The sequence below is a fragment of the Synechococcus sp. MIT S9508 genome (genome assembly GCF_047303045.1).
In the GTDB taxonomy this organism is placed as follows: Bacteria; Cyanobacteriota; Cyanobacteriia; order PCC-6307; family Cyanobiaceae; genus Synechococcus_C.
Window position 1 is genome coordinate 1817825 of the sequence record NZ_CP138941.1, and the last position, 24527, is coordinate 1842351.

A 24527-nucleotide genomic window follows, 5' to 3' on the forward strand; every position below is an offset into this window, starting at 1 on the left:
TGCAGCGAAAGACCGCGCCTTCCCTTGATTTCTCAATCTTAAAGGTCCCTCGCGCGCCTGGAGATTCAGTCGTCGGCCGTCGCTGTTGATTCCGCTCCACTGAGAAGTGGCCAAAGCAGTTTCAGTCCAATCGCCAGAAAACCAAGTGATGCCATGAGCTGCAGCCAGTCGGCAGGCACAACGCCTGACAGTGATCCTCCGGCGATGGCACCGATCAGGCTTGCCAGCACAAGCGCTGATGATGAGCCGAGAAACACGGCCAAGGGGCGGTTGGATGTTCCGCTAATTGCCACGGTGGCGAGTTGGGTTTTATCGCCGAGTTCAGCAAGGAAAACGGTGGCGAACGTGGACAGAAGCAGGGGCAGATCCATGACAAGAAAACGTTCAAAGGCCAATCGATCGAGAGAGTCCTTTTAGAGAGGGTTGGCGGAAATCAAAGACTGCAGTGCCTGGGAACCGAGCCATAACCCCAGTCCCAGCATCAACAGGCCGGCCATCTGCTCGAGCCGTTCCGGTTGCATCACTGTTGATAGCCAACGTCCCACCAACACGCCGACAAGGCTGGAGCAGATCAACGCCAGCGCCGCACCACCGAACACAAGCCAAGGTTGCCCCGATTGAGCAGAGAGTAAAAGTGTGGCGAGTTGGGTTTTATCGCCAAGCTCGGCCAGAAAAACCGTTGTGAATGTCGTCAGAAGGACGGTGGTGAAACCAGGACGTGGTGGGGTGCCGGAATCAGTCATCACAAAGGATCCGTTGAACGGATGAGACGTTCGAACTTACGCAGTTCCCTACTGCGACCGCCATGAACTGAACGGATCTGTTGTCGGCAGCAATCGATCGCAAATCGGTCCATCTGATCGGGTTCGATGCCGAACAAGCCGCACAGACTGCTGACACGGCAGAAATCTGGACGGGAGTCATAAATCCGACATCGCCTTGATCCACTGTCGAAATGAATGCACCAGCCATCGTCACCCACCATCGATAGATATTGCTGTTGCTGAAGAGGATTCAGAGCCTCAACGGCTTCTGGGCGTTCATCAGGTGCCAGTCGGCAGCAGGCACCGCACTGGTCCATGCAGGACCAATGGGGTTGAGAGCGAGTCACGAGACCACCTCAAGACCATGATCAGCACTTTGCGGCTGTGACAAGCCATCACAGAGGTTGAGTTCGTGCTGTACGTGGAGGGGGAATGCCTCGTAGCCTGCATCTGGCAACATGCCGCTCATCTGCTTCCGTTCCATGGGACTCGATTTCCACCTGATCGCCAATTTCGCGGCACTAGCCCTGATCACCCTGGCCGGCCCCGCCGTCATCTTCATCCTCTTCTATCGCCGTGGTGCACTCTGAAGTTTGCTGAGGCCGTGATACACCGGATCTCTGCAGACCAAGCGTCCGGTGTAGGCAGCAAGCACTGAAGCAAGAACAACTCCAGCAAACAACTGTTGGTCGCCTGTCAGTCTCCAGGCAAAAACGATCGAGACGAGAGGGAGTTGGGTTACGCCTGAAAGTCCTGCAGCGAGGCCAAGGCCGATTCCCACTTGTGAGCTGATTCCGGCCACTGCGCAAACGGTGTAGCCAAGGACCGCACCGAACGTCAGAGAAGGGTCAATAAGACCGCCTGGGACTCCAGGGCTTAATGCCAGCATCGGTCCAACGACCCTCACCAGCGTGATCCAGCCGCTAGTGAGTCCAGTAATGAAATCCTGATCATTGCCAAGAGCATTGGGCATCCCTTGTTCAATAAGCTGACGGACGAGCGCTTCGCCATCAGACGTGGAGGTTCCCCAGCTCAGCAGAGCAAGCACTGTCAATCCACCACCGAGACATAAGCCTGTTCGCAGGGGTTTTCTTTTGATCACCGGGGCCAGGCGTCTGGTCAGCCAGACCAGGCCTTTGTTAAACAAACCACCGACAAGTCCGCAGACAATTCCGATCGGGAAAGCCAGCATGAGTTGCTCGATTTCCGGCAAGGCGATGTTGAGGACTCCGAGTCCAAACATCGGTTCTCCGCCGATGTTGGAGAATCCAGCTGCGGCAACACTGACCACCAGCGCTGGCCAGATCGTCACGATCGAATAATTAGCGGTGAGTTCTTCGAGCATGAACACGGCTCCAAGCAGAGGCGTGTTGAATCCACCGGCAAGACCGGCACCTCCACCGATGGCCACAATCTGGCGTTCATTAAAAGAAGGCAACCAATCCCGGAAGCGCCGATGGCAGGCCCTCGCAACGGCTGCACCGAACTGAACAACTGGACCCTCCCTTCCAAGCGGAAGCATGGCGACGGTGGCAATGGACCAAAGCACTCCACGTTGCACTGTTCCAGGCAGTGCCATTGCTTTGGGCAGTTGAGATGGGTCTTCAAGCCCATTCATTGTGGATGGAATGCCGGAGCCAGCACCGGCCTGCCAGGGTCCACGCTGGAGCAGCAACAGGATCGGCATCACCACGAGCGGCATGAAGGCGACAAGCAGTCCCTTCCAGCTCCATCCTTCAGTAGCAGAGGTCGGCATCAAGTCGTACAGATGATCCTGAACGCCATCGACAAGATTCAGAGGCAGACATGCAAGCCCGATCAGCACTCCGACCAGAACCAGACCGATGAAATGGCGAACAAGGCCTTTGAGTCGGCTCTGTGAGGGCAATGTTCCTGGAATCAGGACTGATTCCTGTCGGCTATCCGGACTCATGGGCGTAAACCGAGGCCGATACAAGCCTCCTGCAGTAGAGCTGCAACGTAAGGGTGTGAAGCGCGACTGTCGTCGCTTTCCAGCACACCCTCGTGATTGATACGACTCACCAGTGTTTCTCCGTCTGGATTGATCAGCTCCAGGCTTTGGCGATCGATGCGCTGCACTCGGTAGCTTCCGCGAGAACGCAAGAGTTCCATCACTTGATGATGGGGTCGAAGAGCCTGGATCTCCAGTTGAAAACGGCTCTCGCCACGCCAATGATTCTGAGTGACGGTGTACGTGGCATCGATTGTCTGACTGAGAACAGCGTTGTCGGGCCAGCGCCAAACAATGGCCTGGCGTTCCACTCCGTGTTGTTCAAGTTTCAGCCGTAAGTGCCCGCCGCGTAGGGATTGTTGGTCGGTGATTCTGCAACCTCGTGACCAGAACAACGGTTTTGGATGACCAGCACCGAAGGGTTCGAGTTGTTGCAAGGCTTGCCAGAAATCATGGTTAATTTGATCGAGCTCTAGCAGCGCTTCCGGTTCAACCAACAGATCCTCACCCCGACCCTGCAGCCATTGCGCAGCAAGAGCGTTGAGGGCTTGATGCAGGGCACTGACAGACGTCACCTGAACCGTGAATCCGCCAGCGGCGGGATGACCTCCGTGACGGTCTAGAAGAGCACTGCAATGTTGCAGCGCTCGATCAACGGCAAAACCATCGGGTGCACGCACCGAGGCACGCATTTGTCCTTCGCCGTCGCTGGCGAGCAACGCTGCGGGACGTTGATAACGCTCAACGAGTCGTGCAGCAACGATGCCAATCACACCGTGATGCCAATGGCCCTGCGCAAGCAGCACAAAGGGAGGCAAAGGTGATGGGTCACTTTCAAGCAGTGCGACTGCTTCCGCTTCGATCGCATCGCAGAGCTCTCGTCGCTGACGATTCAGTGCGTCGCACTGACGCCCGAGCTCAAAAGCACGATTGGGGTCATCGGCTGTGAGCAGGTCAACCACTAGGGAGGGTTCACCGATGCGGCCGACCGCGTTGATCCTCGGTGCCAATTGGAAACCGATGTCATCAGCACGTAAGGGACGATCTCCAAGACCAGCGAGTTGCTGCAAGGCTTGAACCCCAGGGCAACGGCTCCGATGCAGATGACTCAACCCTTCTCGGAGCAGGGTTCGATTGGCTCCTGTGAGTGGTGCCATATCGGCCACGGTGCCAATACAGAACAAATCTCTCGCTGTGGTGATCGACGCTGGATTCTTCAACTCCGCTGCTAAGGCTCTGGCCAGCACATAGGCCAATCCCACTCCAGCCAGACAACCATAAGGAGAGTTTTTCGGAGTGGTTGCTGGGTGGATCAGAGCCAATGCTTTGGGTCGATTGGCGGGAAGGGTGTGGTGGTCGGTCAAGATCACCTCGACGCCGAGTTCCGAAGCCTTCTCGAGAGCTTCATGTGCAGCCACCCCGTTGTCGACTGTCACCAGTAGACGAACGCCCTGGGCATGGAGCTGCTCCACCATGCCACTGTTGAGGCCATATCCGTCGGCCATCCGGCTCGGGATTGCTGCTTGAGGACTGGCTCCCATGGCCTCAAAGGCACGCATGAGAAGAGCAGTACTGGTCATGCCATCGGCGTCGTAATCGCCACAGATGGCCACTGCTTCCTGGTTGAGGCACGCTTTTTTCAACCTTATGAGTGCTGCAGTCAGCTCCGGAAAGTGGAGATCGGCTGCCGGAAGCGGTTGATCACTGAGAAGCAGCATCACCTGCTCAGGACTCTTGAGTCCTCGTCTGAACAGCATCACTTTCAGAGCGAGCGGAAGATCCACTGAGGGCAGTGGGTCTCCTTCGATGGGTTGTGGGAGTCGCCACTGTTGATCCTGGGCGCCCGCAACCATGCCGATGGAAAGTAATGGCTGCATTGTGCGTCCTCATCGCCTCAAAAGCGATCGTTCAAGCTGGGCCCCGATTGGATCTCCAACATGACCCGTTTGCAGGCTGTTTTCTGGGATGTGGATGGAACGCTCGCTGACACCGAGCTGAATGGTCATCGCCCAGCTTTCAATCAGGCTTTCTCAGACTGTGGTCTCGACTGGTACTGGAATGAAGAGCTCTACTCCGAACTGCTGAGAATCCCTGGCGGACGGCAGCGCATGCAGTGCTACGCGGAACAAGTGGGAGCCCCGATTGATCAGGCCTTGGTCGATCGATTGCGACGATCAAAGCAACAGCACTATCTGAAGATCGCTTCCTCTGGAACTGTGACTCTTCGTCCCGGTGTCAGTCGACTGCTTCAGGAACTCAACAGTGCTGCGGTGCAGCAGTGGATTGTGACTAGCAGTGGACGAGCTTCTGTTGAGGCTCTACTCCAGTCTTTACCAAGCGAATTGGCCGGAATCTTTAAGGGAATGGTGACTGCCGATGATGTGGATCGACATAAACCCCATCCCGATCCTTATCAACTGGCACTTGACCTGAGCCAATCAGATCGGGCCCATGTTGTCGCTTTCGAGGATTCATCCCCTGGACTCCTGTCAGCCAAAGCAGCTGGTTTGCGCTGTCTGCTGACCCCATCCCCGTGGGATGCCGAGCTTGACTACAACCTGCAAGTCGCCGAAGCCGTGGTCGATCAGTTCGGAGACGCTGATCAGCAGGCAAGGATCTTGTGCGGCCCCCCTTGTGCAGAGGGCCGGATCACGCTGGAGTATCTGGAGTTGCTGATCACGACCCACTCGCGATGACGCTTCAGGCCACTCGCTACGAACAGTTGCAACGCCGGATCGGCATGCAATTGAACCAGACACTGGTCGGTCCCTGGAGACGACGCAGTGTTGCGGTTTTGGCTCTGCTGTTCGGCTTCATCATCGGCAGCAATGTGACCATGATTTGGTTTCAGAGATCTGGTCAGAACCGTCCTGCAGCGGTGCTGGTGATGGTGCTAATCATTGAGCTGATCGTTCGCCTACGCAGCAAAGTACGCCCGGGCCCGTGGCCTCTCCCCTGGCTTGCCCTCGACAATTTGCGCATCGGCACGGTTTATGCGGTTGTGCTCGAGGCTTACAAGCTTGGATCCTGATCACAAAGTCGATTCAATGCCTCAGGAAGTTCCTGTTGGCTTCGAGCGTCTTCTTGCAAGCTTTGACTGGTCCAACGTTGAGGACTGGTGGAATCGATGGGTACCTCATGGCGGTGTGACTCTGGCCAGACATCATTGGTCTGCGCCAGTTGTGGATGGCTGGATTGCGTTCGTTGGTTTGCCATTGCTGAGCCGAGTTGAGTTGGCTCTGCATCAGGGGGAGTGTGTTGTGCTTGGTGTAAGTGCCCTGCCGGGGTGCGGTAAATCAACGCTGTGCAGCTGGGTCAAATCCGCCTCTCAACACTTGGGTTGGCCGGTGGAGCATCTTTCACTCGATGATTTCTATTGGCCAGCGGAGCAGCTGGAGAAGAGCATGCGGGGTAATCCCTGGTCGGTTCCGAGAGCTCTTCCTGGCAGTCACGACATTGATGGGCTGGTGCAATCGCTTGCAACTTGGAAAGAAACTGGTCAGATCACGGCCCCCCGTTTTGACAAGTCACTCCGCCATGGCCGGGGAGATCGATGCGGAAGCAGCAGTTCACGACCACAAGTGGTGTTGATCGAAGGCTGGTTTCTGGGGGTATCTCCCCTACCCTCGATTGAGACCGAAATCCTTGAAGGATTGTCAGAGCATGAGCTTGCCTGGCGCTCCAGATCCGTTTCTTTACTCACTGACTATCAGCAGGTCTGGACACTCCTTGATGATCTCTGGCATCTGCGGGCTGTACGAAACGACCAATCGTCTCGATGGAAGCAGCAGCAACTGGCCACCTTGGAGAAGCAGAGTGGAGTGGGCTACCGCAGCAGTGAACTTGCCGACTTCAACCGGATGGTGCTTGCCGCACTACCACCGAGCTGGCTACGCATGCTTCCACTGAGCAGTGTGGTGATCGATCTCACGGAATCACGCGATGTGCGTGAGATCCACGTCTTGGATCGTCAGCTTTCAGCCTCGTCCTCTTCAGCAACAGGATAAACAAAGCCCTGAGCCCGTCCGCTCAGCACAGACTTGCCAATCGAGAGTGCACGCTGAGCGGCAGTGGCGGCTTTGGCCTTCCAGACAGCATGTCGCTGGTTGCGCTTGCCTTTTGAGGTTTTCTTCTTCGGGACGGCCATCGCGGGCGTTTCACTGCCAAACAGCCATGATCTACTTCGAAGAGCCCACTCGTCAAATCGCTAGTCTTAGTTCAACGCATTTGCGGTGTGAGTTCAGAGCAGCCGAGCCAGTCAGAACCGGGAACTCAAGCGCCCAAGTCAAAGCCTGAGGAGCAACAGAACAATCCGTTCGCCCTGTTTCAAAGGCAACCGGATGTGAGTTACAGCACCCTGCTCAAGGAAATTTCGTCCGGCTCCGTCAAGGAACTGGTGTTGGTCCCCGCTCGCCGTCAGGTGATCGTCACCTACCGCGACGGGAAGCAAATCACAGTTCCTGTACTGGCGAATGATCAGCAGATCCTGCGCGTCGCTGAAGCATCTGGTACACCTCTGAATGTCAAGGATGTCCGACAAGAGCAGGCACTGGCAGGCCTCGCTGGAAATGTTGCTCTGATTGTTCTGATTGTTGTCGGCCTGTCTTTGCTGTTACGCCGTTCAGCTCAGGCAGCCAACAAGGCCATGGGGTTTGGACGCACCCAGGCCAGAACCAGCCCACAAGATGAGATCACGGTGCGATTTGAAGATGTTGCCGGGATCGGTGAAGCCAAAGAAGAGTTGCAGGAGGTGGTCACCTTTCTGAAACAGCCGGAGACCTTCATCAACCTTGGTGCTCGAATTCCTCGTGGGGTGTTGTTGATTGGTCCCCCAGGAACCGGCAAAACACTGCTTGCCAAAGCCATCGCCGGAGAAGCAGGCGTTCCCTTTTTCTCAATTGCTGCCTCTGAGTTCGTTGAAATGTTTGTTGGTGTCGGTGCCAGCAGAGTCAGAGACCTGTTCAAAAAGGCCAAAGACAAAGCCCCCTGCATCGTGTTCATCGATGAAATTGATGCTGTTGGTCGCCAGAGAGGTGCGGGGATCGGTGGTGGAAATGATGAGCGCGAGCAAACCCTGAATCAGTTGCTCACCGAAATGGATGGATTCGCCGATAACTCGGGCGTCATTCTGTTAGCAGCGACGAACCGACCTGATGTTCTGGACACAGCCTTGATGCGTCCAGGACGGTTCGACCGACGCATCCAGGTGGGTCTCCCTGATCGCCGCGGTCGGGAATCGATTCTCGCTGTGCATGCAAGAACACGACCGTTGTCAGATGAGGTTTCGCTTGCTGAATGGGCCAGCAGAACGCCTGGTTTTTCAGGCGCGGATCTTGCGAATCTTCTCAACGAAGCAGCGATTCTTACGGCTCGTCATGAGGCGTCTTTTCTTGGCAACAGAGAGCTTGAAGAGGCACTCGAGCGGATCACGATGGGCCTGACAGCTGCCCCGCTCCAGGACGGAGCAAAGAAGCGATTAATTGCTTATCACGAGATTGGCCATGCACTCGTGGCGGCACTCACTCCCCATGCCGACCCGGTGGACAAGGTCACTCTGTTGCCCCGCAGTGGTGGAGTTGGAGGCTTTACTCGTTTCTTCCCTGATGAGGAAATCATTGACTCTGGTTTGGTCACGCGTGCCTATCTGAGAGCAAGGCTGGTGATGGCCTTGGGCGGTCGTGCGGCTGAGATTGTGGTTTTCGGAGACTCTGAGGTGACACAGGGCGCCAGCGGCGATCTCCAGATGGTGTCGCAACTCGCACGAGAAATGGTGACTCGTTTCGGATTTTCTGATCTGGGCCCAGTTGCCCTTGAAGGACAGGATCAGGAAGTTTTCCTCGGACGTGATCTGGTGAATACCAGGCAGTCCTATGCCGAAAGCACCGGTCGAGAAATTGATCATCGGGTTCGAGCGTTGGCACAAGAGGCCTTGCAACAGGCCATTGATCTACTGACCCCGAGGCGGCAGCTGATGGATCGGCTTGTCGAGGCTCTGATTGAGGAAGAGACGCTTCAGTCCGATCGTTTTCATGCTCTGGCAGGACTCGACGTCCCCTCCAGGAGCTCTAGCCTGGATCAGTTGCCGGCTGGGGCTTGAGCCTGCTTAAACGGGGTATTTCACCCCTACTGCGTCCATCAGCGTTGTTGCTCCTGCTGGTGTTCCCATCTTTCTGGCTCTTCGCCAGGCTTCAGGTTGAGTGGTCTTGGTTTTCTCAGTTCGGGCACCAGGGGATCTATGGGCAACGACTCGGTTTTCAGTTCCTCGGAGCTGGTTTAGCGCTCCTCTTTGTGCTGATCACCGCTTGGTGGCGACGCCGCTGGATGCAGGCCTACGTTCCGACACCAAGGGGAGAGATCCCCGCATTACGAGGCGGCGTCTATTCCCTCTCTTTACTCGCTTGCCTCGCGATTCTTCTCAGCGTTCTCGGCATCACGACACGGCTGGCATGGCTGGCATGGAAGCAACCGTTTCTTCTTGCCCACTGGTGGAGTGTTCCGTTTCAACCGGAATGGAGCGTTCTGATCGTCAGCATTGTTCTGATCCTGTTGATCACATCGGGGCTTGGACGAAGGCGTCGCATCAACCTTGCCTTTGTGTATGGAAGCCTTTGCCTCTGTGTTGTGGCAGGTCGCAGCTGGGGACTTTGGGCACTGGCCATCACGATTCCTGACTCAGGAATCACGGATCCACTTCTAGGTGCTGATCTCAGTTTCGGATTAGGTCGTTTTTCAGCGTTTGCTCTGGCCCTCGAGCTGCTGTTGCTGCAGATCCTGCTGACGCTGAGCACCTCGGCATGGAGTCGCTTGACCCGTTCTCCTTGTCTCACTGACTGGGGCTTTCCTGGCTGGAATTCACAAGAACGTGCGTTGCTTCGGCCTGCACTGGCCCTGTTGCTTCTCGTGTTGGCTGCTCTCACATGGCTTGTACGTCACCAATTGCTCTGGACCCAGAGCGGATTGGTTGCGGGAGCAGGCTGGCTTGATGTTCATCTCAGGCTCCCCCTGCGTCAGTTGGTTGCTCTGCTGCTGGTGTTGATGGCCGGCACCTGTCTGCCATGGCGGGGAGAGGCCCAACAACAACGACGAAGGCTGAGAACAGCTCTCTTCACATTGGCGTTGATCTCTGTACTCGCGGAATTATTGCTTTCGCCGATTGTCCAATGGATGGTGGTCAGGCCGCGAGAACTACAGCTCGAAACTGCTTATCTCAGTCGCTCAATTTCAGCGACACGACAGGCCTACCAACTGGATTCCATCAGAGCTCGTGGCATCACGCCAACGCAGGAGATTGCCGAGGAGGACCTGATCAAAGGAGCAAGCACGCTTCAAAACATCAGACTCTGGGACAGCCAACCCATGTTGGACACCAATCGCCAGCTCCAACAACTGAGGGTTTATTACCAATTTGCGAATGCTTCCGTTGATCGTTATCCACTCAATGCGGAAAGTAATGAGAATCAACAGGTCATTATTGCAGCGAGAGAATTAGACCAGGCTGCACTTCCTGCGCGTTCACGAACTTGGCAGAATCGTCATTTTGTTTTTACCCACGGTTTTGGCTTCACACTGAATCCTGTGAATACAAAAGAGCCGGATGGTCTTCCGGCCTACTTCATTAGTGATATAGGCGAATCCACACGAATAGAAGGTAATAAATCGTTGGGTATTGCCAAGGCTGATGTTGAACGTGAAGTTCCAATTGGTCGTGCTGCAATTTACTTTGGGGACCTGCATTCACCCTATGCAGTAGCGCCCACTCGCATCGAAGAGTTTGATTACCCCGATGGTGATGACAACACCTATAACCACTATTCAGGCTCTGCTGGCGTCACACTTGAACATCTATGGCAGAGAATTACCGCAGCGACATATCTTGCTGATCCCAGATTTCTAAACACAGGAGCCCTCACTGAAGAGTCTCGTTTGCTTCTACGGCGCGATGTCAAAGAAAGAGTTCGAACCCTGGCACCTTTTCTGGATCTGATGGGAGATCCATATCTTGTTTCAGTGCCTATGGATGATGCTTCTAATGGGTATCAGAAGGGCCAGCACCAATACTGGATTGTTGAAGGGTTCACCTCATCAAGGACTGTCCCTTATGCAGCAACACTTCCAGATGGCCGACCTCTTCGTTATGTCCGCAATTCTGTCAAGGCAGTTGTTGATGCTTACAACGGCAAAGTTCATCTGTATATCAATGAGCCGAGTGATCCGATCATTCAAGGCTGGGCCAATGTATTTCCAACTTTGTTCGAACCACTGGAGATGATGCCACCCAGCCTAAGAAGGCACTTGATGGTGCCTCAGGCACAGTTTGAATTACAAGTCCAGCAATTACTTCGTTATCACGTCACCAACCCTCGTATTTTCTACAGCGGAGATGATGTCTGGCAAGTGCCGATGGAGTTATACGGGAAAAAACAGATTCCTGTGGCGCCTTATCACATCACTGCCCAGGTCAAGCCAAGTCAAAACTCAGAGTTTCTTCTGCTGCAGCCTCTCACTCCTTTGGCTCGACCGAATCTATCTGCCTGGTTGGCAGCAAGGAATGATGGTGAACACTATGGAGAGCTCATTCTCCTGCGATTCCCGAGTGATATTCCGATATTTGGGCCAGAACAAGTACAAGCACTGATTAATCAAAACCCTGAAATTAGTCAGCAGTTTGCTCTCTGGGATCGAGCGGGCTCACAGGTTGTGCAAGGCAATCTGCTTGTTGTACCTGTTGGTGATTCGTTGTTATACGTTGAACCAATTTATCTGAGAGCGCAGCAGGGAGGGCTTCCGACATTGACCAGAATCGTGGTGAGTGACGGGCGGCGTGTGTCAATGGCCGCTGATCTAGATACTGGATTGAGATCACTTCTCGACAGGCGTAGACAGGAAAGCAGCTCAACGTCATAAAAAAGGTCCGCTCAAAGCGGACCATGGAATCATCGAAGAACGATGTGTGAATCAGTTAATGGCAGCAAAGAATTCTTTGCTTCCAACCGGGTCCGGCTTCATGGTCTTTTCGCCCGGTGTCCAGTTGGCAGGGCAAACCTCATCAGGATTGGACTGAACGTATTGGAAGGCCTGCAGAACGCGCAGAGTCTCGTCAACATTTCTTCCAACAGGGAGATTGTTGATGGTTGAGTGCATAATCACACCCTCTGGATCGATGATGAACAATCCGCGAAGTGCAACACCTTCTGCTTCATCAAGCACGTTGTAGGCCGTGGAGATCTCTTTCTTGAGATCGGCCACGAGGGGGTAGTTGATAGCACCAAGACCACCTTGGTTCCGTGGACTCTGGATCCAGGCTAGGTGGCTGAACTGACTGTCAACCGAAACACCTAGAACTTCGGTGTTCTTGCTGGAGAAATCTGAGTAACGATCACTGAATGCTGTGATCTCGGTGGGACACACGAAGGTGAAGTCCAAAGGATAAAAGAACAGCACCACGTACTTGCCGCGGTACTGCGAGAGAGTGATGTCCTTGAACTCCTGGTCAACCACTGCTGTGGCAGTGAAATCGGGGGCCTGTTGGCCCACACGCAGCGAAGACATGTTGGTGATGCGAGGTTTGGCAAGGAAGTGAACAGGCCTAGGTCGTAGTCGTTCCGACTTCCAATTGCTCGCGACAAGTTATCACGGCTGACCTAGAGACTGCGGGACGGCGAGGAGCCTGTCTTGGCATGGCCCACTCTTATTATCAATGCATGATTAACTCATCCATGAGCTGGGATCCAGCGCTTCTCAGAAAATTCAGCAGCACCGGGCATTTCCGACTCCTGAATCAAGTGCGAAGTGAGCTGAACAGCCAACCACTAGAACGTGATCCAAAAACAAGGGCACTGCTTCTCAAAGCTCGGCCTCACCGTGGTCAACCAGTCAGGCAACAACGAAGGCCCAATGCGATTCCCGATGGTCATGTCTCCTTGACGGAAGATGTGGGAACAGCGCAGTCATCTCCTAAATCCTTCCGAGAACGTCTTAACGCCATTGAGATGCGCTAGCTCAATCAGGACATCTCAAGATGTATGATGGGTACTGGCCTGTAGGCCTTTCGTCAGAGTAGCTCAGCTGGTTAGAGCACAGGATTCATAACCCTGAGGTCGAGAGTTCAAGTCTCTCCTCTGACATTTAATTTTCAAATAAAGCCAACAAATTCAATATTTTTGTTGTTCAATTAATAATCTTGAAGCTCAATTAATCATATTGATGCTCAATTGATCACTGTTTAAATACAGTAACGTCGTTAACTTTGCTCAACCACGACGGGTGGGAAGCAAGGCCATCGGATCGAGGGCAGCACCACCTGGATGACGAATCTCGAAGTGCAGGTGGGGGCCTGTGCTCCGACCAGTGCTGCCCATCAAAGAAATACGCATGCCCTGAGGAACCATCTGGCCTTTCTTGACTAGCAGACGACTGCTATGGGCATAACGCGTGGTTGAGCCATCACCATGGGACATTTCAACGAGATATCCATAACCACTGCTCCAGCCGGCGAAGGCAATCACACCATCCTTGGCCGCAAAAATCGGTGTGCCGACATTATTGGCTATATCGATGCCTTTGTGCATACGCCCCCATCGCCATCCATAGCCGGAGGTGAAAACACCTTTGGTCGGCCAGATGAACGACTGAGAAGCGTCAAAGGCCTCAGATCCAGTGAAGCCAGGAAGATCAGGCCAGCTCGCACCTCCGGATCTGAGTGGACGGATTCCCAACAAGGGTCGTGCTTTGGCGACACGAACTTTGCTACCAATCGCCAACATTCTCGAAAGCTGGACACCCGGATTCAGATCCTTGAGTTGTTGAAGCGAGATGCCATGGTCTCTGATGAAAGAGGACAAGGACTGATCTGATTGGATCTCGACCACATCCTTCGGAGTTGGAGGAGAACTGAGAGGCGCACTTGTGCGCAATGATCCAGCGATAAATCGGGAGGAGCTAGCAACTTCACTACGGCTGTGTTCAGGAAGAACAAGCCAATTTCCAGCTTTGAGCATCGTTGAAGCTGACTGCTCATTCAGCTTTGAAAGATCAATCAGAGAAAGATCAAGCTCTCTGGCAATCACACTCAGATCGCTGTCTGCTGCCAGCTCAACCCAGATCAATGCCGCTGGGTTAGGCGGAGGTGATGTGTTGGGAAGTGCAGTAAAAAGGTGCTGGGCGCTGTAATGGTCGGAATCTGCATACCCTGAAAGCTGTGAAACCGCGAATAGCGCAGTGCTGGAAGTAATTGCGGTAACAGCTATGAAGAGGGGCTTCATTCAGTAATGCTTTAAAATAATTCCCGATGAAGCCGCCACGACCCGGGATTTTGCCGAAGTTAGCGAGTAGAAAACAACTGTGCAAGGGCTTTCGTGGCAGATCTCCAATCACCACAACTGAAGCTTCAATCCTGCGTGATAACTCACGATTCCACAGGCGACGGAGAGATTAAGGCTGCGAACACCACCACTTCCGTCGGCATCAGCGCTGCAGGGCATCGGGATCGTGAGCATTTGATCACACTGAGCCCTGATCGGATCTGGGAGACCGATGTCTTCGCGTCCGAACAACAGAACGTCGCCTTCTTGAAAACTGATGGTCTGAAGGGTCTGTCCTCCGCGACGGCTGCAGCCGATCAACCGCGATGGTTTGGGAAGGCTATTCAGAAAGTGCTCAAAATCCTGATGGACAGAGAGATCAATAAAAGGCCAGTAATCGAGGCCAGCGCGTTTGAGCTGACGGTCGTCAATCGAAAAACCAAGGGGCTCGATCAGGGCGAGCGGCAGACCAAATGCTGCGCAAGTGCGCCCGATTGTGCCTGTGTTCGGGGGGATCCTCGGTTCGAACAGCGCAACCCGCAAGGGCGTGGAATTCAACGTCATCGATCCGGTACTGAATATCCGAGAGCATGGAGGTCAAGAGCTCGTCCCTGGACGACGAGCCAACTAGCTGAGGCAATGGTTTCAAGCTGTTGGGCCAACCAACCTTGGCGATCGCGAAATCGGCCCCCGATGGCTGTTGCTGGCACAACTCCCCATCCTGTCTCCTCGATCACGACAACGACTGGCCTTTGTCGCGCCTGAAGACTTTGGATGAGCTCTGCTTCAAGTTCCATCCAGTCGACAGGAGATGCGTCCAAATGCCACGCCGTAAAGGCTCCCAGAGCATCCACAAGAACCGTATGACTGGGAGGAATGGTGTTCAGAGCTGTTGACAGATCGGCTCCACTTTCGATCAGGTTCCACTCCGTGGGCCGTCGCTCGCGATGCAGGCGAAGCCTCTCTTGCCATCCACTGTCGTTTGGGCGTGGATCGGATGTTGCGACGTAACTGATAGGACTATGTTGAGCGACAAGATGTTCAGCCCAGCGGCTCTTTCCACCACGGCTTGGGCCGGTCACAAGGACCAAGCCCTGCAAGGGTTTAGCCACCACCGTTCATGCCGCGAAGTGTGGCCACAGAGGAGGGACTGACACGGTTGAGATATCTGAAGATCCAATACTTGAAGATGGTGGCAAGAATCACCGGAAACGTGGCGATGAAGAGAAGGATGAAGTTCTCTCGTGCTGGAAAACCAAAGTGATTGGCGATTCCATCCAAAAGAACAGTCCAGCCCTCGGGACTGTGGAATCCAACGAAAATATCGGTGAAGAGAATGATCGCGAAAGCCTTGGCTGAATCGCTGAGTCCGTAGACAGCTTCATCAAAGAATCCACGAAGCACCCTCAGCTCTTCGCGACTGAAAAGACAAACCACCACAAAAGCAACGGTTGCAGCTAGATCCGCCAAAACATTTTTAATGGCATGAGTGCTTTCCGAATCAGCCTCTTCCTTCAATTCTTCGGCTTTTGCAGATAGTTTCTGTTGAAGCTCCTCCTGGGTGGGAATTGAATCCCCGCGAAGAAGAGCATCAAATTCAATCTCAGCTTTAAAGACCCTTAGTTTCTCAACGGCCTGCTCCTCAAGCTGAGGCTTGGGATAACTGAGAAACGGGAGATCCGGAGCAAAGTGATCAACCGCAGGGCTAATGATGTACGTGCGGCTCACTTGCTGGACCAACAACGGCACAAGAATCAGCAGAAGCAGTACCTTCAGCGAGATCAGAGTTGAATCTCTACGGCGTCGGAAACCTGCCACCAACGTGGCTTCTGCAGCAGGATTGAGCTGTCGGCGCAATGTGTCGAAGATGCCCAGCAAAGACCGGGGCAGAGGATCAGGGGCTCGGCTGATTGTTGGCGCTGAAGCTGTACGCCTAGGACTATATCGATTAACAACACTTTCAATCAGTTGAAGTTGTCTAAGCTCCTGGGTGTCAAATTGCGCGCGTTGATATTCAAGTTTGTCAAGCGACGAGCGGCAGACGTTGATGGCAGCCCTGAACTTGCGAAGGATCGTAGCCTGAACAGTTGATGGAACGGAGAGTTCCAAGTCTGGACGAATAGGCCTGTCACCGTAATATTCAAGCTCAAGACTTTGAATCAGAAGCGCGGCTTCGTAACCACGATCCAGCTCTGAATTCACATTGAATGACTTGGTTCCACCGAAGGTCCCAAGCCAGTTACGTCCTGCCATCGTGTCGTTAGCTGGAGAAAATCCACCAGGTCGCCATAGGCACTATGGTGCCGACGACGAGAAGAACGACAACCCATGTGAAGGCGTTGCTTTCTCCAGTCTCCTCAGCAGTTGGAATATTGGTGGGGTTGGAGACACGCTCAAGCTGCACGGGTGGACCAGGATCTTCACCTCCATTGAGGACCACTTCGATTCGGCTGACTCCGTCGAGGGTGGCCTGGCGAAATCGATCGCCATCTCGCAGCGGTTGGCTCATGGTCGTCCGTCCCGTGCTGCGCAATAGAGACTCTGGTAGCTGCTCCAGCAGCTCATCAGCTGCAACCACCGTCGCCTGCTTGCTCTGAGTTTCCTCAAGGAAAATCAGCAGTGGGCGATCAGTCAGGTTGGACTCCTGGCTCCATCGATCCAGAAGTTCGTCCCCAAAACCGGACAGGCTGAGTCCGTAGTCGAGTCGTCGCAATGTCACCAAGCGGGCATCGACATGGAACTGATCGAGCTCCTGCAAACGCGTGCTGATCTCGTTTCTGCTGGCTCTGCTCAGTACATCCGCTGAATCGAGGACGACATCATCAGGCAGAGACATCGGGAAATCCTGTGCAGAAACAGCCACCGCTGCTGGAACAGCGAGCAACAGACAGAGCACAGCAGACAGAATCCCTCCGACGAGGTGGTTCAGACGCTTCATGGTCAGGAGCATTGTGCTGACAGTCTGCCTTCAGGAGGAAAGACTGTCGCGATTCAGGGCCATGATGGCCTCCATCACCGCCACTGCACGGCCGTCAGGAAGCGACAGTCGATTGCAGAGTTGGTTTAGGAACCTCTGCTCTGCAGGCGAAACATCCCTGTCGGCATGGGTTAGTTGAACGGCCACGGCCAGTGCCGTCTCCTGCTGAATAGGGGTGAGTGCTGGCAATGCCTCAGTAACCAATTGGTTGACCCCCTGTTCGCGCAGCGTGACCAACAGCCGGTCGAACAAGGCTCCCATCTCCTGTTCCGTGCGGTCCTTGTAGGGAGTGCGGTACTCCAGTGATCGGCGCAAGGCATGGGCTTCCTCACGACCGAGGGTGCCGTCGCAGGCCACCGCAGCGAGTGCGATCGAGGCAAAAGCTTCTGCGTCCGTCATCACCACTGGTCAGTGCTGCCCCATTTGAGCAAGAGTGAACTCTTCTGACCGCAGGATTCTCGAGACCATGCCAGGTTCTGCACGACTCTGTCTGATCTCTGGACTGTTGGTGTTGGGGCTGGCTGTGTTCAATGCTTTGACAGCAGGAACGTTCACACCCGCATTGCAGCGTGCAGAAGTGCTGTCCGGTATGGCAGCGGTTGGCTTGATGCTCGTGGCGGTGCTCTGGACCCGTGCGGTTCCACGTAATCCCAAGGCCGTGAAGCTCGAGGGCAAGCAAGGTCTCGAAATCGCCGCAGGACTATCCGAAAGCCTGCGTACGGAATTGGCTTGGGGAAGCCATCAATTTCTGATGGCAACTTCGGCCGCAACGATCCTGGTGAACTGGGACGGCAAGGTGCTTCTGAGACGAGGTCTGATTACCAAGGAGCCGTTTTCGCCTGGTGAGATCTGTCGACGCAGTACGGATCGGCAGGCCCTGGTGTCACTGGTTCGAACTGCTCTTTACCCAGGTCGGCAAGAATTTGATCCTGTTTTACCAGGTCTGCCAGCGGTGATGGTTCAACCCCTTGGAGAGCGTGGTTGGATTGTGTTGGGTGGCTGGTCAGAGCGCTGCTTCACACGCTCTGATGAACGATGGCTGGTGGGTTGGGCAGAAAGGCTCAGAACTCAACTGGAGCTGATTTCCGCGGTCGAGGACTCTGATCCACAGATTGATCCGAAGGGAATCTGACCTGAGATTGAACCTTTCCATCCGCTAGGACCTCCTCAGTGCGCCAGTTCCAGCTGCAAGTCGGTGCATTGAGCACCTCCCCTGGCTGTTCAATCCTGCAGTCACCCTTGATCACAACCGTGCTGTCCTGCAGCTCAGCCTGAAACGCATTGCCAAAGATCCTTGTGCGGTCGAGTTCCGCTTCGAAGGGTTGATCGCTGCGCACGATCTGCGTTCGAAAATTCCAAGTGGTGTCCTGTGCCGTGAGAACGCCTTTTTGACGTGGCATCCGCACAATCACCGGAGCCATGACCTTTAGGTCACCTACACGTGTATTGCCTTGAATAGTCTTGCCCTCAAGCTGCTCAAGCACCGTGCCTTCCCTGTCACGTCGCTGTGCCAGTACAGGCCCCTCGGCGTTCAGTAAACCGGTATCCAGATTCCACTCGGCCGGACCGGTTCTGAGTGTTGTATCCGGGTTGGATGGATCGGAGTCCTTGGACCAGCGCTCAAGTTTGACAACACCCTTAAGGGTCAGATCGTTCGTGGTTTGCAGAAGCTGTGCTTCGGTAGCGCTAATTCTGGATTCTTTATCGGTAGCCCTCGGACGCTGCTCAATCAGCAAAATCCCCTGCTGCGGTCGCCAGCGCAGACGATCTCCTTGAATCAAAAGTCTGGAACCTTTGAGTTGCTGCAGCCTGACATCACCTTCAAGCAGAATCTGTTCGCCATCGTTGACAACCAGAGCCAGATCAGACTTCACACTGAATGATGGCTTGCCATTCCTGTAGAGAACCCCGTCAGGCTGTCGGGCACGCACAAGACGACGAGTGAGCTCATAACGGGCTTCAGGACTGTTCAAACTCCAGTCCATCAGTCCTTGCTTGGTCTTCTGTTCGAGTTTCAGCGAGCGAAAGACAAAGGGTGGTGCCTGAACTGTTGATACCGGTTTCTCACTGACACAGCCTGTCAGAAGCGTGAGAGTGATGAGCAGACCACCGCGCAGGCGACCTGTTGAATTGATCAAGGTCATCAGAGTGGTGATTCGAGCTCAAGTCTCTGCATGACAGGTTCCGGTTTGGGCAGAGGTGATCCGGGAACCAGCCTTCCCCAGTTCAGATGGTCGGTCCACGATCCGGAAATCGGGGAAAGACCCAGTTGAGCAAGGATGCGTTGACTGAGATCAGGCACGATCGGTTGCAGAAGAATGCCCACAATCCGGGAACATTCCAAAACGGCATAAAGATCTTCACCAACCTGCACTTCCTGGCCTGGTTGCTTCATCTGACTCCAGGGAGCCTGTTCGTTCAGAAAACCATTGGTGTCGATTGCCAGCTGAAGCACCGCTTCAGCTGCTTTTTGAAAATTGAGCTCCGGCATTGACGTCCGAACCTGCTGAATCGTCAGCTCTGCCTTTCCGCGAAGGACATGGTCGTCGCGAACTGTCTCAGCAACAGCAGGCAAGCCATTGCCAAACCATTTCCTAGACATAGATGAGGTGCGGTTGAGCAGATTCCCGATCGTGTTGGCGAGATCGTTATTCACCAGATCCACAAACCGCTGCTGTTGGAAATCACCGTCATCACCGAACTGAATGTCGCGCAGCAAGTACCAACGAACCGCATCCGTACCGCAGCGCTCAAGCAACAGTTCAGGGTCCAACACGTTGCCCAGAGATTTGCCCATTTTTTGGCCTTCGCGGGTGAGAAATCCATGGCCGAAGACGCTCTTAGGCAACGGCAAACCTGCCGACATCAACATCGCTGGCCAGTAAACAGCGTGAAAACGCAGGATGTCTTTGCCGATGACGTGCACGCTGACGGGCCAGCCAGCACTGCTCAGGCGATCCAGATCCACTGAACCTCCATCATCCAGAAGAGCTGTCAGATATCCCAGTAGTGCGTCAAACCAAACATAAAAGGTATGGCCAGCATGGCCCGGAACCGGAAGCCCATGCGACACATTCACACGGGAGATAGAGAAATCTCGCAAACCTCCGGCTACGAAGTTTTCAACCTCTTTGCGACGACTCGCCGGTGCAATGAATCCAGGCTCTGCGATCAGCGATTCAATTGGCTTCTGAAACTTGGAGAGACAAAAGAACAGGTTCTCTTCATCACGCCATTCAAGGGGCTTTTGGTGGGTTGGACAGTTCGGTGATTTGGCATTGGCAGGATCATCCTTGAATTCCTCGCAGTCGACGCAGTACCAGCCCTCCTGATGGCCTGTGCGGATGTGACCTGCAGCTTCACAGCGATGGAAAAACTCCTGAACTAAGGGCAGGTGGCGCTCGCTTGTGGTTCGCACAAAACGGTCGTTGCTGATCTCCCACTCAGACCAGAGATCCATGTATTCCCTGCTGATCTCATCACAGTGGGCCTGTGGGCTGATCTTGCGAACCTCAGCCGTGCGCTGAATCTTCTGACCATGCTCATCAACTCCAGTGACGAAAAGAACCTGCTGTCCCTCAAGGCGCTGAAAACGGGCCAAAGCGTCACAGGCAATGGTCGTGTATGTGCTGCCTAGATGTGGCTTGGCATTGACGTAATAGAGCGGTGTTGTGAGGCTGTAGGTCATCGCTTCGGCGCTCTCCTTAGGCCCCTTGCTCTGGGGCTGGATCTTAACGACCCTCTTTCCGGGTCCCTGATCTTGCGACCCCGCTGCCTGGAGCATGCGAATGAGTGAGATCTGATTCAGCTGCAGACCTCTGAGCTGGGTCATTTGCAGACTGCCGCTGCCGTCCTCATCCAGGAACGGAAAGGATCATGACCGTCAACATTGATTCGGTGGACGTGCTGGTCTGGGGAGGGGGCACTGGCGGAGCCGCAGCAGCGATTCAGGCGGCTCGTGGCGGTGCCTCCACCCTGCTTCTCACCCCAGGGCCGTGGTTAGGCGGGATGGTCAGTGCTGCCGGTGTGTGCTGTCCAGATGGCAATGAACTCAGCCCATGGCAAACGGGGCTTTGGGGAGCTTTTCTGCGTGAACTGGAACAAAGCGAACCAGAAGGACTCGATCAGAACTGGGTCAGCTGTTTCGGCTACCGACCCAGAACAGCGGAAACCATTCTTCAGAACTGGTTGCAGCAGGAGGCCAGATTGCTTTGGTGGCCTGGTTGTCAGCTGCTGAACGTCGAGCGTGCGGGCTCTCTGATCACGGGCTTGAGCTTGGAGATGGAGGGAGAGGTGCGCAGGGTGAAGTGCCGCGTTGTGATCGACGGCAGCGATCGAGGTGATCTGTTGCCCTTGGCCGATGCTCCCTTTCGATTCGGCTGGGAGCCCCAGGAACAGTGGCATGAGCCCAGCGCCCCATCGCAGCAACGTCTCAGTTCAGAACCCTTTTTCAGAGATCAACCCATTCAGTCCCCCACTTGGGTGGTGATGGGCCAACTGCTGAGCGATCAGCTCAAAGACCATACGCAGCAAGACGAACAACCGTCTGGTTCAAGACTTCCTGCACCCTTTCGTGGTGCCTGTGACACGTTCGGGTTGGAAAAAACCATCACCTATGGCCGCTTGCCGTCAGGACTGGTGATGCTCAATTGGCCATTGCAAGGCAATGACTGGCATCGGGGTTTGGAACGAGCATTCCTCGCTGATGCCAGTCAAGAAGCTGCGCTGTTCAGTGAGATGCAGCAACACAGTCTCAGCTTTGCCGATGCGTTGCGCAAAGCCACTGATGGATGGCTGCAACTTGGCCAGGCCTTTCCCAGCAGTGCAGCAAGCCCTGCGCCCTGGATTGCTGCCATGCCGTATTGGCGTGAAGGCCGACGGATGATTGGCCGCACCACTGTGATTGAACAGGATTTACTCCCCCTGACAGAAGGAGTGTGCATGTCTGGTACACCAGTCAATGACAGTGAAGTGCTTCAGTCGATTGCGGTGGGGAACTACGCCAATGACCATCACTACCCCGGCGATGACTGGCAATTGGCTCCCAAAAGTTGCCGTTGGGGTGGTCGCTGGACAGGAACACCCTTCTGCATCCCCTTCGGAGCCCTGCTGAGTGATGCCATCGATAATCTGCTGATGGCAGATAAGGCTTTCAGCACGAGTCATATGGCCAATGGCGCTACCCGGTTGCAGCCGTTGATCATGAACGTTGGCCAGGCTGCAGGAGCAGCGTCCGCTCTCGCCGTGGAATCAAACCTGCAACCCTCTGAACTCTCGGTGCGCAGCCTGCAGAATCGACTGATTGGAGACGACAGGGCACCAGCCGCAGTCGCACCGCTCTGGGACACAGCCTGGTATCACAGTCAGTGGTTGGAGCGGCAGACAGCAGCCCTCGATCGCAAGCCACTGGCACCAGCCCTTCCCGAGACATTGGAATCAGGCAGATCAATGCACGCCATGGTCATTCCAGACGGTGAAGGTGCCTACAGAATTCAACTCGAGGACGCCGAGTCCTGTCAGTTGATCACGCTGGAACCAGCCGTCAACGCAAGACTTCAGACGCTCGATAAGCCGATAAGCGTCATGGTTCAAGGCACTCACAACCCCTGGGGAGGATGGTTTCGGACCACCTCACTGCGGTAATCAACGAGCTAAGGCAAGCAGTCTGAGTTGATCACACTGGGAATCAACCTGATCGACTTTCAGCACGAGACCATCTCCAGGCACCGATCCGGCAGGGCACTCAGCAGCAACGTCCATGGCCAGATCATCCAGACGAACCAACCCCAACCGGTCCTGAGGTCTCAGCCAGCGCAAGAAATCTACCGGCCACTGGTGGCTCTGGTGATGCTCGAACCAGACCTGTTGCCAGTGGCGCTGATCTTCCCTTGAGATGGTGAGCCCCTCGCGTACAGCTGAATCGAAGCTGTCGATCAGCTCCTGCATAGACTCCTCGCCGAGCGGTGTTTCAGCGTTGATCACAGCGGCGATCTGGCGTTGCACCACAAGATCGCCGTAGCGCCTGATTGGCGAGGTGGCCTGGGCATAGGCGCTGAGGCCAAGGCTGAAATGAGGTGAGGGTTGAGTTCCCATCAGTCCGCGGCTCAGACAGCGTTTGATGGCAGCAAATCGAACGGCTCCATCCGGTAGCTGCTTAAGCTCATTTGCCGAGGGAAGGTCGGCAGGCAGCTGACTGCGATAGGGCAAAGCCAAATTGTGGGTCGAACCGAACCGAGCAGCAACGGCTCCAGCGAGGATCATGGCCTCAGCCACCATTGTCCTTGACGCACCAGGCTCGGTGACCTGCACGGACAGCTCACCATCACGGCATCGGATACGACCCTCTGGCAGGTCCATCTGCAGTGCGCCCTGATCTGTCCGCCAACGTCGACGGCGTTCAAGCAGTTGATGGAGATCCGAAAGATATGCCTCTTCAGGTGGAGCGAAATCAATCAATTCATCGGCATCCTCATAGGTGAGGCGGTACCGCGGGGTGACCCAGCTGCGCAGGATTCCGAAATCACCGATGTCACCGTGCTGGTCGAGATCGACCCAGGTACTCCAGGCAGCATTGCGACGCCCGGTTCTGAGACTGAAGGGCCCTGTCGAAAGCTCAAGCGGAAACATGGGAAGGTTGCCCCGCGACAGATAAAGGCTGCTGCCACGGCGTCGAGCTTCGAGATCCAAGGGTGAACCCTCAGGGATCAAGCGTCCTGGATCGGCGATATGAATCCAAAGACGTTCGGATCCGTCTTGTCGACGTTCCAGAGCAATCGCATCGTCGATGTCACTGGTCTCGGCATCATCGATGGTGACGCAAGCCTGAGCCGTGAGGTCATGCCTGTGTTCATCTCCCGGAAGCATTCCCTCACTGTTGTCGACCAGCTGCCTGGCATCAAGGAGCAGCGTTTCACTGAAACCATTGCTCCAGTGTGTGCCCGTCATCGAGGCAGGTTGATGCTCATCCCACTGGCCAAGCTGAATCAGCAGATGACGGAGATCCCTGGCGTTGGCATCGACGCGGACGGTTTGCAGTGACTGCAACAGCTGAGCATCGAGTTTGGCGCCTTCATTGCCTTCGCCAACCAGCTCTTGCATACTCTGAATCCATGACTGGTGAAGAGGATCAAGCGTGTGGAAGACCACGGGTTGACGTGTCTTCAAGACCTGGATCCATCGTTTGCTTTGCCGTTCAGCCTTGATCTGCATGCGCCGTTCTGCCCGACGGCTGCGGATCTCAGAAGCAGGCCGGGCTTGAATCACGCCCTGTTTCAAACGGAAAAAGTCCTGGTCTCGATGCAAAGCAAGCCAACAGGCAGCCTTGCTGATCGCAGCATCAGTGCCGCAGGCCAGCTCCGTGAATCCAACGAGATCAATAGTCTCTCCTGATTCACGTATTAAGACCCATGCTTCACCCCAGTCGCGACAGTTGGGACTGGCTTGAGCGAGATCCTCCTCGTCGAAAGTCCATGGAAAAACCCCCAACCGGGACGACGGATCAACGTCGCCAGGGT

25 protein-coding genes and 1 tRNA gene are annotated in these 24527 nt (G+C 54.9%); 10 read left to right on the forward strand and 16 right to left on the reverse strand.

Features of this window, described 5'->3' with window-relative positions:
* Positions 1-65: 65 nt before the first annotated feature.
* The 3 genes from SIB42_RS10065 to SIB42_RS10075 are packed head-to-tail and all read right to left on the reverse strand — an operon-like array spanning position 66 to position 1111.
* The gene (locus tag SIB42_RS10065; protein WP_067095049.1) at positions 66-371 is read right to left on the reverse strand and encodes a TMEM165/GDT1 family protein; all 306 of its coding nucleotides are present in this window, start codon (positions 369-371) and stop codon (positions 66-68) included.
* Positions 372-413: 42 nt separating this feature from the next.
* Positions 414-743, reverse strand: coding sequence for a TMEM165/GDT1 family protein (locus SIB42_RS10070; protein ID WP_067094564.1), 330 nt, complete (start codon positions 741-743; stop codon positions 414-416).
* Positions 743-1111, reverse strand: a complete 369-nt coding sequence (locus tag SIB42_RS10075) for a YkgJ family cysteine cluster protein (protein WP_067094566.1) — start codon at positions 1109-1111, stop codon at positions 743-745. The genes SIB42_RS10070 and SIB42_RS10075 overlap by 1 nt, the downstream gene beginning before the upstream one ends.
* A 135-nt stretch (positions 1112-1246) precedes the next feature.
* Here SIB42_RS10075 and psb30 point away from each other — a divergent pair, with 135 nt between their 5' ends.
* Positions 1247-1354, forward strand: coding sequence for a photosystem II reaction center protein Ycf12/Psb30 (psb30, locus tag SIB42_RS10080; RefSeq protein WP_074159310.1), 108 nt, complete (start codon positions 1247-1249; stop codon positions 1352-1354).
* Here psb30 and SIB42_RS10085 read toward each other — a convergent pair.
* Positions 1333-2697, reverse strand: a complete 1365-nt coding sequence (locus SIB42_RS10085; protein ID WP_067094571.1) for a chloride channel protein — start codon at positions 2695-2697, stop codon at positions 1333-1335. The two genes, psb30 and SIB42_RS10085, sit on opposite strands and share 22 nt — an antisense overlap.
* Positions 2694-4613, reverse strand: coding sequence for a single-stranded-DNA-specific exonuclease RecJ (recJ, locus tag SIB42_RS10090; protein WP_369818436.1), 1920 nt, complete (start codon positions 4611-4613; stop codon positions 2694-2696). The genes SIB42_RS10085 and recJ overlap by 4 nt, the downstream gene beginning before the upstream one ends.
* Positions 4614-4673: 60 nt before the next feature.
* Between recJ and SIB42_RS10095 the strand changes: the two genes are divergently transcribed.
* Genes SIB42_RS10095 through SIB42_RS10105 form a run of 3 tightly spaced genes read left to right on the forward strand, consistent with a single transcriptional unit; the run spans position 4674 to position 6743 of the window.
* Positions 4674-5432 (forward strand): HAD-IA family hydrolase, encoded by a 759-nt coding sequence (locus tag SIB42_RS10095; RefSeq protein WP_067094575.1) that lies wholly within the window; start codon positions 4674-4676, stop codon positions 5430-5432.
* Positions 5429-5767: a DUF565 domain-containing protein gene (locus SIB42_RS10100; RefSeq protein ID WP_067094577.1), complete on the forward strand. Its 339-nt coding sequence runs from the start codon at positions 5429-5431 to the stop codon at positions 5765-5767. The genes SIB42_RS10095 and SIB42_RS10100 overlap by 4 nt, the downstream gene beginning before the upstream one ends.
* 16 nt (positions 5768-5783) lie before the next feature.
* Positions 5784-6743 carry a kinase gene (locus tag SIB42_RS10105; protein ID WP_082825028.1) on the forward strand — a complete coding sequence of 320 codons (960 nt, stop codon included), beginning with the start codon at positions 5784-5786 and terminating at the stop codon, positions 6741-6743.
* Here SIB42_RS10105 and rpmF read toward each other — a convergent pair.
* Entirely contained in the window at positions 6707-6883 is a 177-nt protein-coding gene (gene rpmF / locus SIB42_RS10110; RefSeq protein WP_067094583.1) for a 50S ribosomal protein L32, read from the reverse strand. The two genes, SIB42_RS10105 and rpmF, sit on opposite strands and share 37 nt — an antisense overlap.
* Before the next feature lie 87 nt (positions 6884-6970).
* On the opposite strand from rpmF, the gene ftsH reads away from it, so the two are divergent.
* Positions 6971-8833, forward strand: coding sequence for an ATP-dependent zinc metalloprotease FtsH (gene ftsH, locus SIB42_RS10115; RefSeq protein ID WP_067094586.1), 1863 nt, complete (start codon positions 6971-6973; stop codon positions 8831-8833).
* Positions 8830-11640 (forward strand): UPF0182 family protein, encoded by a 2811-nt coding sequence (locus SIB42_RS10120; protein ID WP_067094589.1) that lies wholly within the window; start codon positions 8830-8832, stop codon positions 11638-11640. Before ftsH ends, SIB42_RS10120 begins: the two co-directional genes overlap by 4 nt.
* 51 nt (positions 11641-11691) lie before the next feature.
* Here the strand turns inward: SIB42_RS10120 and SIB42_RS10125 are convergent, their stop codons facing one another.
* Positions 11692-12285: a peroxiredoxin gene (locus SIB42_RS10125; protein WP_067094592.1), complete on the reverse strand. Its 594-nt coding sequence runs from the start codon at positions 12283-12285 to the stop codon at positions 11692-11694.
* Positions 12286-12437: 152 nt separating this feature from the next.
* Between SIB42_RS10125 and SIB42_RS10130 the strand changes: the two genes are divergently transcribed.
* Together SIB42_RS10130 and SIB42_RS10135 are read left to right on the forward strand one after the other, a co-directional pair.
* Entirely contained in the window at positions 12438-12734 is a 297-nt protein-coding gene (locus tag SIB42_RS10130) for a hypothetical protein (protein ID WP_067094595.1), read from the forward strand.
* A 52-nt stretch (positions 12735-12786) separates the two neighbouring features.
* Positions 12787-12860: transfer RNA gene (locus SIB42_RS10135), tRNA-Met, on the forward strand.
* A 126-nt stretch (positions 12861-12986) separates the two neighbouring features.
* Here SIB42_RS10135 and SIB42_RS10140 read toward each other — a convergent pair.
* The 6 genes from SIB42_RS10140 to SIB42_RS10165 all read right to left on the reverse strand — a co-directional run bounded on the left by SIB42_RS10140 (position 12987) and on the right by SIB42_RS10165 (position 17412).
* Positions 12987-13997, reverse strand: coding sequence for a peptidoglycan DD-metalloendopeptidase family protein (locus SIB42_RS10140; RefSeq protein WP_067094598.1), 1011 nt, complete (start codon positions 13995-13997; stop codon positions 12987-12989).
* Between the two features lie 108 nt (positions 13998-14105).
* A complete protein-coding gene (locus SIB42_RS10145) occupies positions 14106-14600 on the reverse strand; it encodes a tRNA (cytidine(34)-2'-O)-methyltransferase (RefSeq protein ID WP_067094600.1) in 495 nt (164 codons plus the stop codon).
* Complete coding sequence (locus SIB42_RS10150) at positions 14597-15148, reverse strand: bifunctional adenosylcobinamide kinase/adenosylcobinamide-phosphate guanylyltransferase (RefSeq protein ID WP_231856396.1); 552 nt, start codon at positions 15146-15148, stop codon at positions 14597-14599. Before SIB42_RS10150 ends, SIB42_RS10145 begins: the two co-directional genes overlap by 4 nt.
* Complete coding sequence (pxcA, locus tag SIB42_RS10155) at positions 15141-16289, reverse strand: proton extrusion protein PcxA (RefSeq protein ID WP_067094611.1); 1149 nt, start codon at positions 16287-16289, stop codon at positions 15141-15143. Before pxcA ends, SIB42_RS10150 begins: the two co-directional genes overlap by 8 nt.
* Before the next feature lie 7 nt (positions 16290-16296).
* Complete coding sequence (psb32, locus tag SIB42_RS10160) at positions 16297-16974, reverse strand: photosystem II repair protein Psb32 (RefSeq protein WP_067095055.1); 678 nt, start codon at positions 16972-16974, stop codon at positions 16297-16299.
* Positions 16975-17004: 30 nt separating this feature from the next.
* Positions 17005-17412, reverse strand: a complete 408-nt coding sequence (locus SIB42_RS10165; protein WP_067094614.1) for a tellurite resistance TerB family protein — start codon at positions 17410-17412, stop codon at positions 17005-17007.
* A 67-nt stretch (positions 17413-17479) separates the two neighbouring features.
* On the opposite strand from SIB42_RS10165, the gene SIB42_RS10170 reads away from it, so the two are divergent.
* Complete coding sequence (locus SIB42_RS10170) at positions 17480-18145, forward strand: cofactor assembly of complex C subunit B (RefSeq protein ID WP_067095058.1); 666 nt, start codon at positions 17480-17482, stop codon at positions 18143-18145.
* Here the strand turns inward: SIB42_RS10170 and lptC are convergent.
* Positions 18075-19157, reverse strand: a complete 1083-nt coding sequence (gene lptC / locus SIB42_RS10175) for an LPS export ABC transporter periplasmic protein LptC (RefSeq protein WP_067094617.1) — start codon at positions 19155-19157, stop codon at positions 18075-18077. The genes SIB42_RS10170 and lptC overlap by 71 nt on opposite strands.
* On the reverse strand, positions 19157-20701 hold the full coding sequence (locus SIB42_RS10180; protein ID WP_067095060.1) for a methionine--tRNA ligase: 1545 nt from the start codon (positions 20699-20701) through the stop codon (positions 19157-19159). Before SIB42_RS10180 ends, lptC begins: the two co-directional genes overlap by 1 nt.
* A 188-nt stretch (positions 20702-20889) precedes the next feature.
* Between SIB42_RS10180 and SIB42_RS10185 the strand changes: the two genes are divergently transcribed.
* Entirely contained in the window at positions 20890-22656 is a 1767-nt protein-coding gene (locus tag SIB42_RS10185) for an FAD-dependent oxidoreductase (RefSeq protein WP_067094620.1), read from the forward strand.
* Here SIB42_RS10185 and SIB42_RS10190 read toward each other — a convergent pair whose 3' ends face one another.
* On the reverse strand, positions 22657-24498 hold the full coding sequence (locus SIB42_RS10190; RefSeq protein ID WP_369818438.1) for a ribonuclease catalytic domain-containing protein: 1842 nt from the start codon (positions 24496-24498) through the stop codon (positions 22657-22659).
* Between the last annotated feature and the right edge of the window lie 29 nt (positions 24499-24527).

Excerpts from the sequence above, each read along its gene's own strand:
- SIB42_RS10070 (WP_067094564.1), bottom strand. The coding sequence starts at position 743 with ATGACTGATTCCGGCACCCCACCACGTCCTGGTTTCACCACCGTCCTT.
- SIB42_RS10100 (WP_067094577.1), top strand. The coding sequence starts at position 5,429 with ATGACGCTTCAGGCCACTCGCTACGAACAGTTGCAACGCCGGATCGGC.
- SIB42_RS10130 (WP_067094595.1), top strand. The coding sequence starts at position 12,438 with ATGATTAACTCATCCATGAGCTGGGATCCAGCGCTTCTCAGAAAATTC.
- rpmF (WP_067094583.1), bottom strand. The coding sequence starts at position 6,883 with ATGGCCGTCCCGAAGAAGAAAACCTCAAAAGGCAAGCGCAACCAGCGA.
- SIB42_RS10065 (WP_067095049.1), bottom strand. The coding sequence starts at position 371 with ATGGATCTGCCCCTGCTTCTGTCCACGTTCGCCACCGTTTTCCTTGCT.
- SIB42_RS10125 (WP_067094592.1), bottom strand. The coding sequence starts at position 12,285 with ATGTCTTCGCTGCGTGTGGGCCAACAGGCCCCCGATTTCACTGCCACA.
- SIB42_RS10085 (WP_067094571.1), bottom strand. The coding sequence starts at position 2,697 with ATGAGTCCGGATAGCCGACAGGAATCAGTCCTGATTCCAGGAACATTG.
- SIB42_RS10140 (WP_067094598.1), bottom strand. The coding sequence starts at position 13,997 with ATGAAGCCCCTCTTCATAGCTGTTACCGCAATTACTTCCAGCACTGCG.
- SIB42_RS10095 (WP_067094575.1), top strand. The coding sequence starts at position 4,674 with ATGACCCGTTTGCAGGCTGTTTTCTGGGATGTGGATGGAACGCTCGCT.
- recJ (WP_369818436.1), bottom strand. The coding sequence starts at position 4,613 with ATGCAGCCATTACTTTCCATCGGCATGGTTGCGGGCGCCCAGGATCAA.
- psb30 (WP_074159310.1), top strand. The coding sequence starts at position 1,247 with ATGGGACTCGATTTCCACCTGATCGCCAATTTCGCGGCACTAGCCCTG.
- SIB42_RS10185 (WP_067094620.1), top strand. The coding sequence starts at position 20,890 with ATGACCGTCAACATTGATTCGGTGGACGTGCTGGTCTGGGGAGGGGGC.
- psb32 (WP_067095055.1), bottom strand. The coding sequence starts at position 16,974 with ATGAAGCGTCTGAACCACCTCGTCGGAGGGATTCTGTCTGCTGTGCTC.
- pxcA (WP_067094611.1), bottom strand. The coding sequence starts at position 16,289 with ATGGCAGGACGTAACTGGCTTGGGACCTTCGGTGGAACCAAGTCATTC.
- SIB42_RS10145 (WP_067094600.1), bottom strand. The coding sequence starts at position 14,600 with ATGACGTTGAATTCCACGCCCTTGCGGGTTGCGCTGTTCGAACCGAGG.
- SIB42_RS10180 (WP_067095060.1), bottom strand. The coding sequence starts at position 20,701 with ATGACCTACAGCCTCACAACACCGCTCTATTACGTCAATGCCAAGCCA.
- lptC (WP_067094617.1), bottom strand. The coding sequence starts at position 19,157 with ATGACCTTGATCAATTCAACAGGTCGCCTGCGCGGTGGTCTGCTCATC.
- SIB42_RS10165 (WP_067094614.1), bottom strand. The coding sequence starts at position 17,412 with ATGACGGACGCAGAAGCTTTTGCCTCGATCGCACTCGCTGCGGTGGCC.
- SIB42_RS10170 (WP_067095058.1), top strand. The coding sequence starts at position 17,480 with ATGCCAGGTTCTGCACGACTCTGTCTGATCTCTGGACTGTTGGTGTTG.
- SIB42_RS10105 (WP_082825028.1), top strand. The coding sequence starts at position 5,784 with ATGCCTCAGGAAGTTCCTGTTGGCTTCGAGCGTCTTCTTGCAAGCTTT.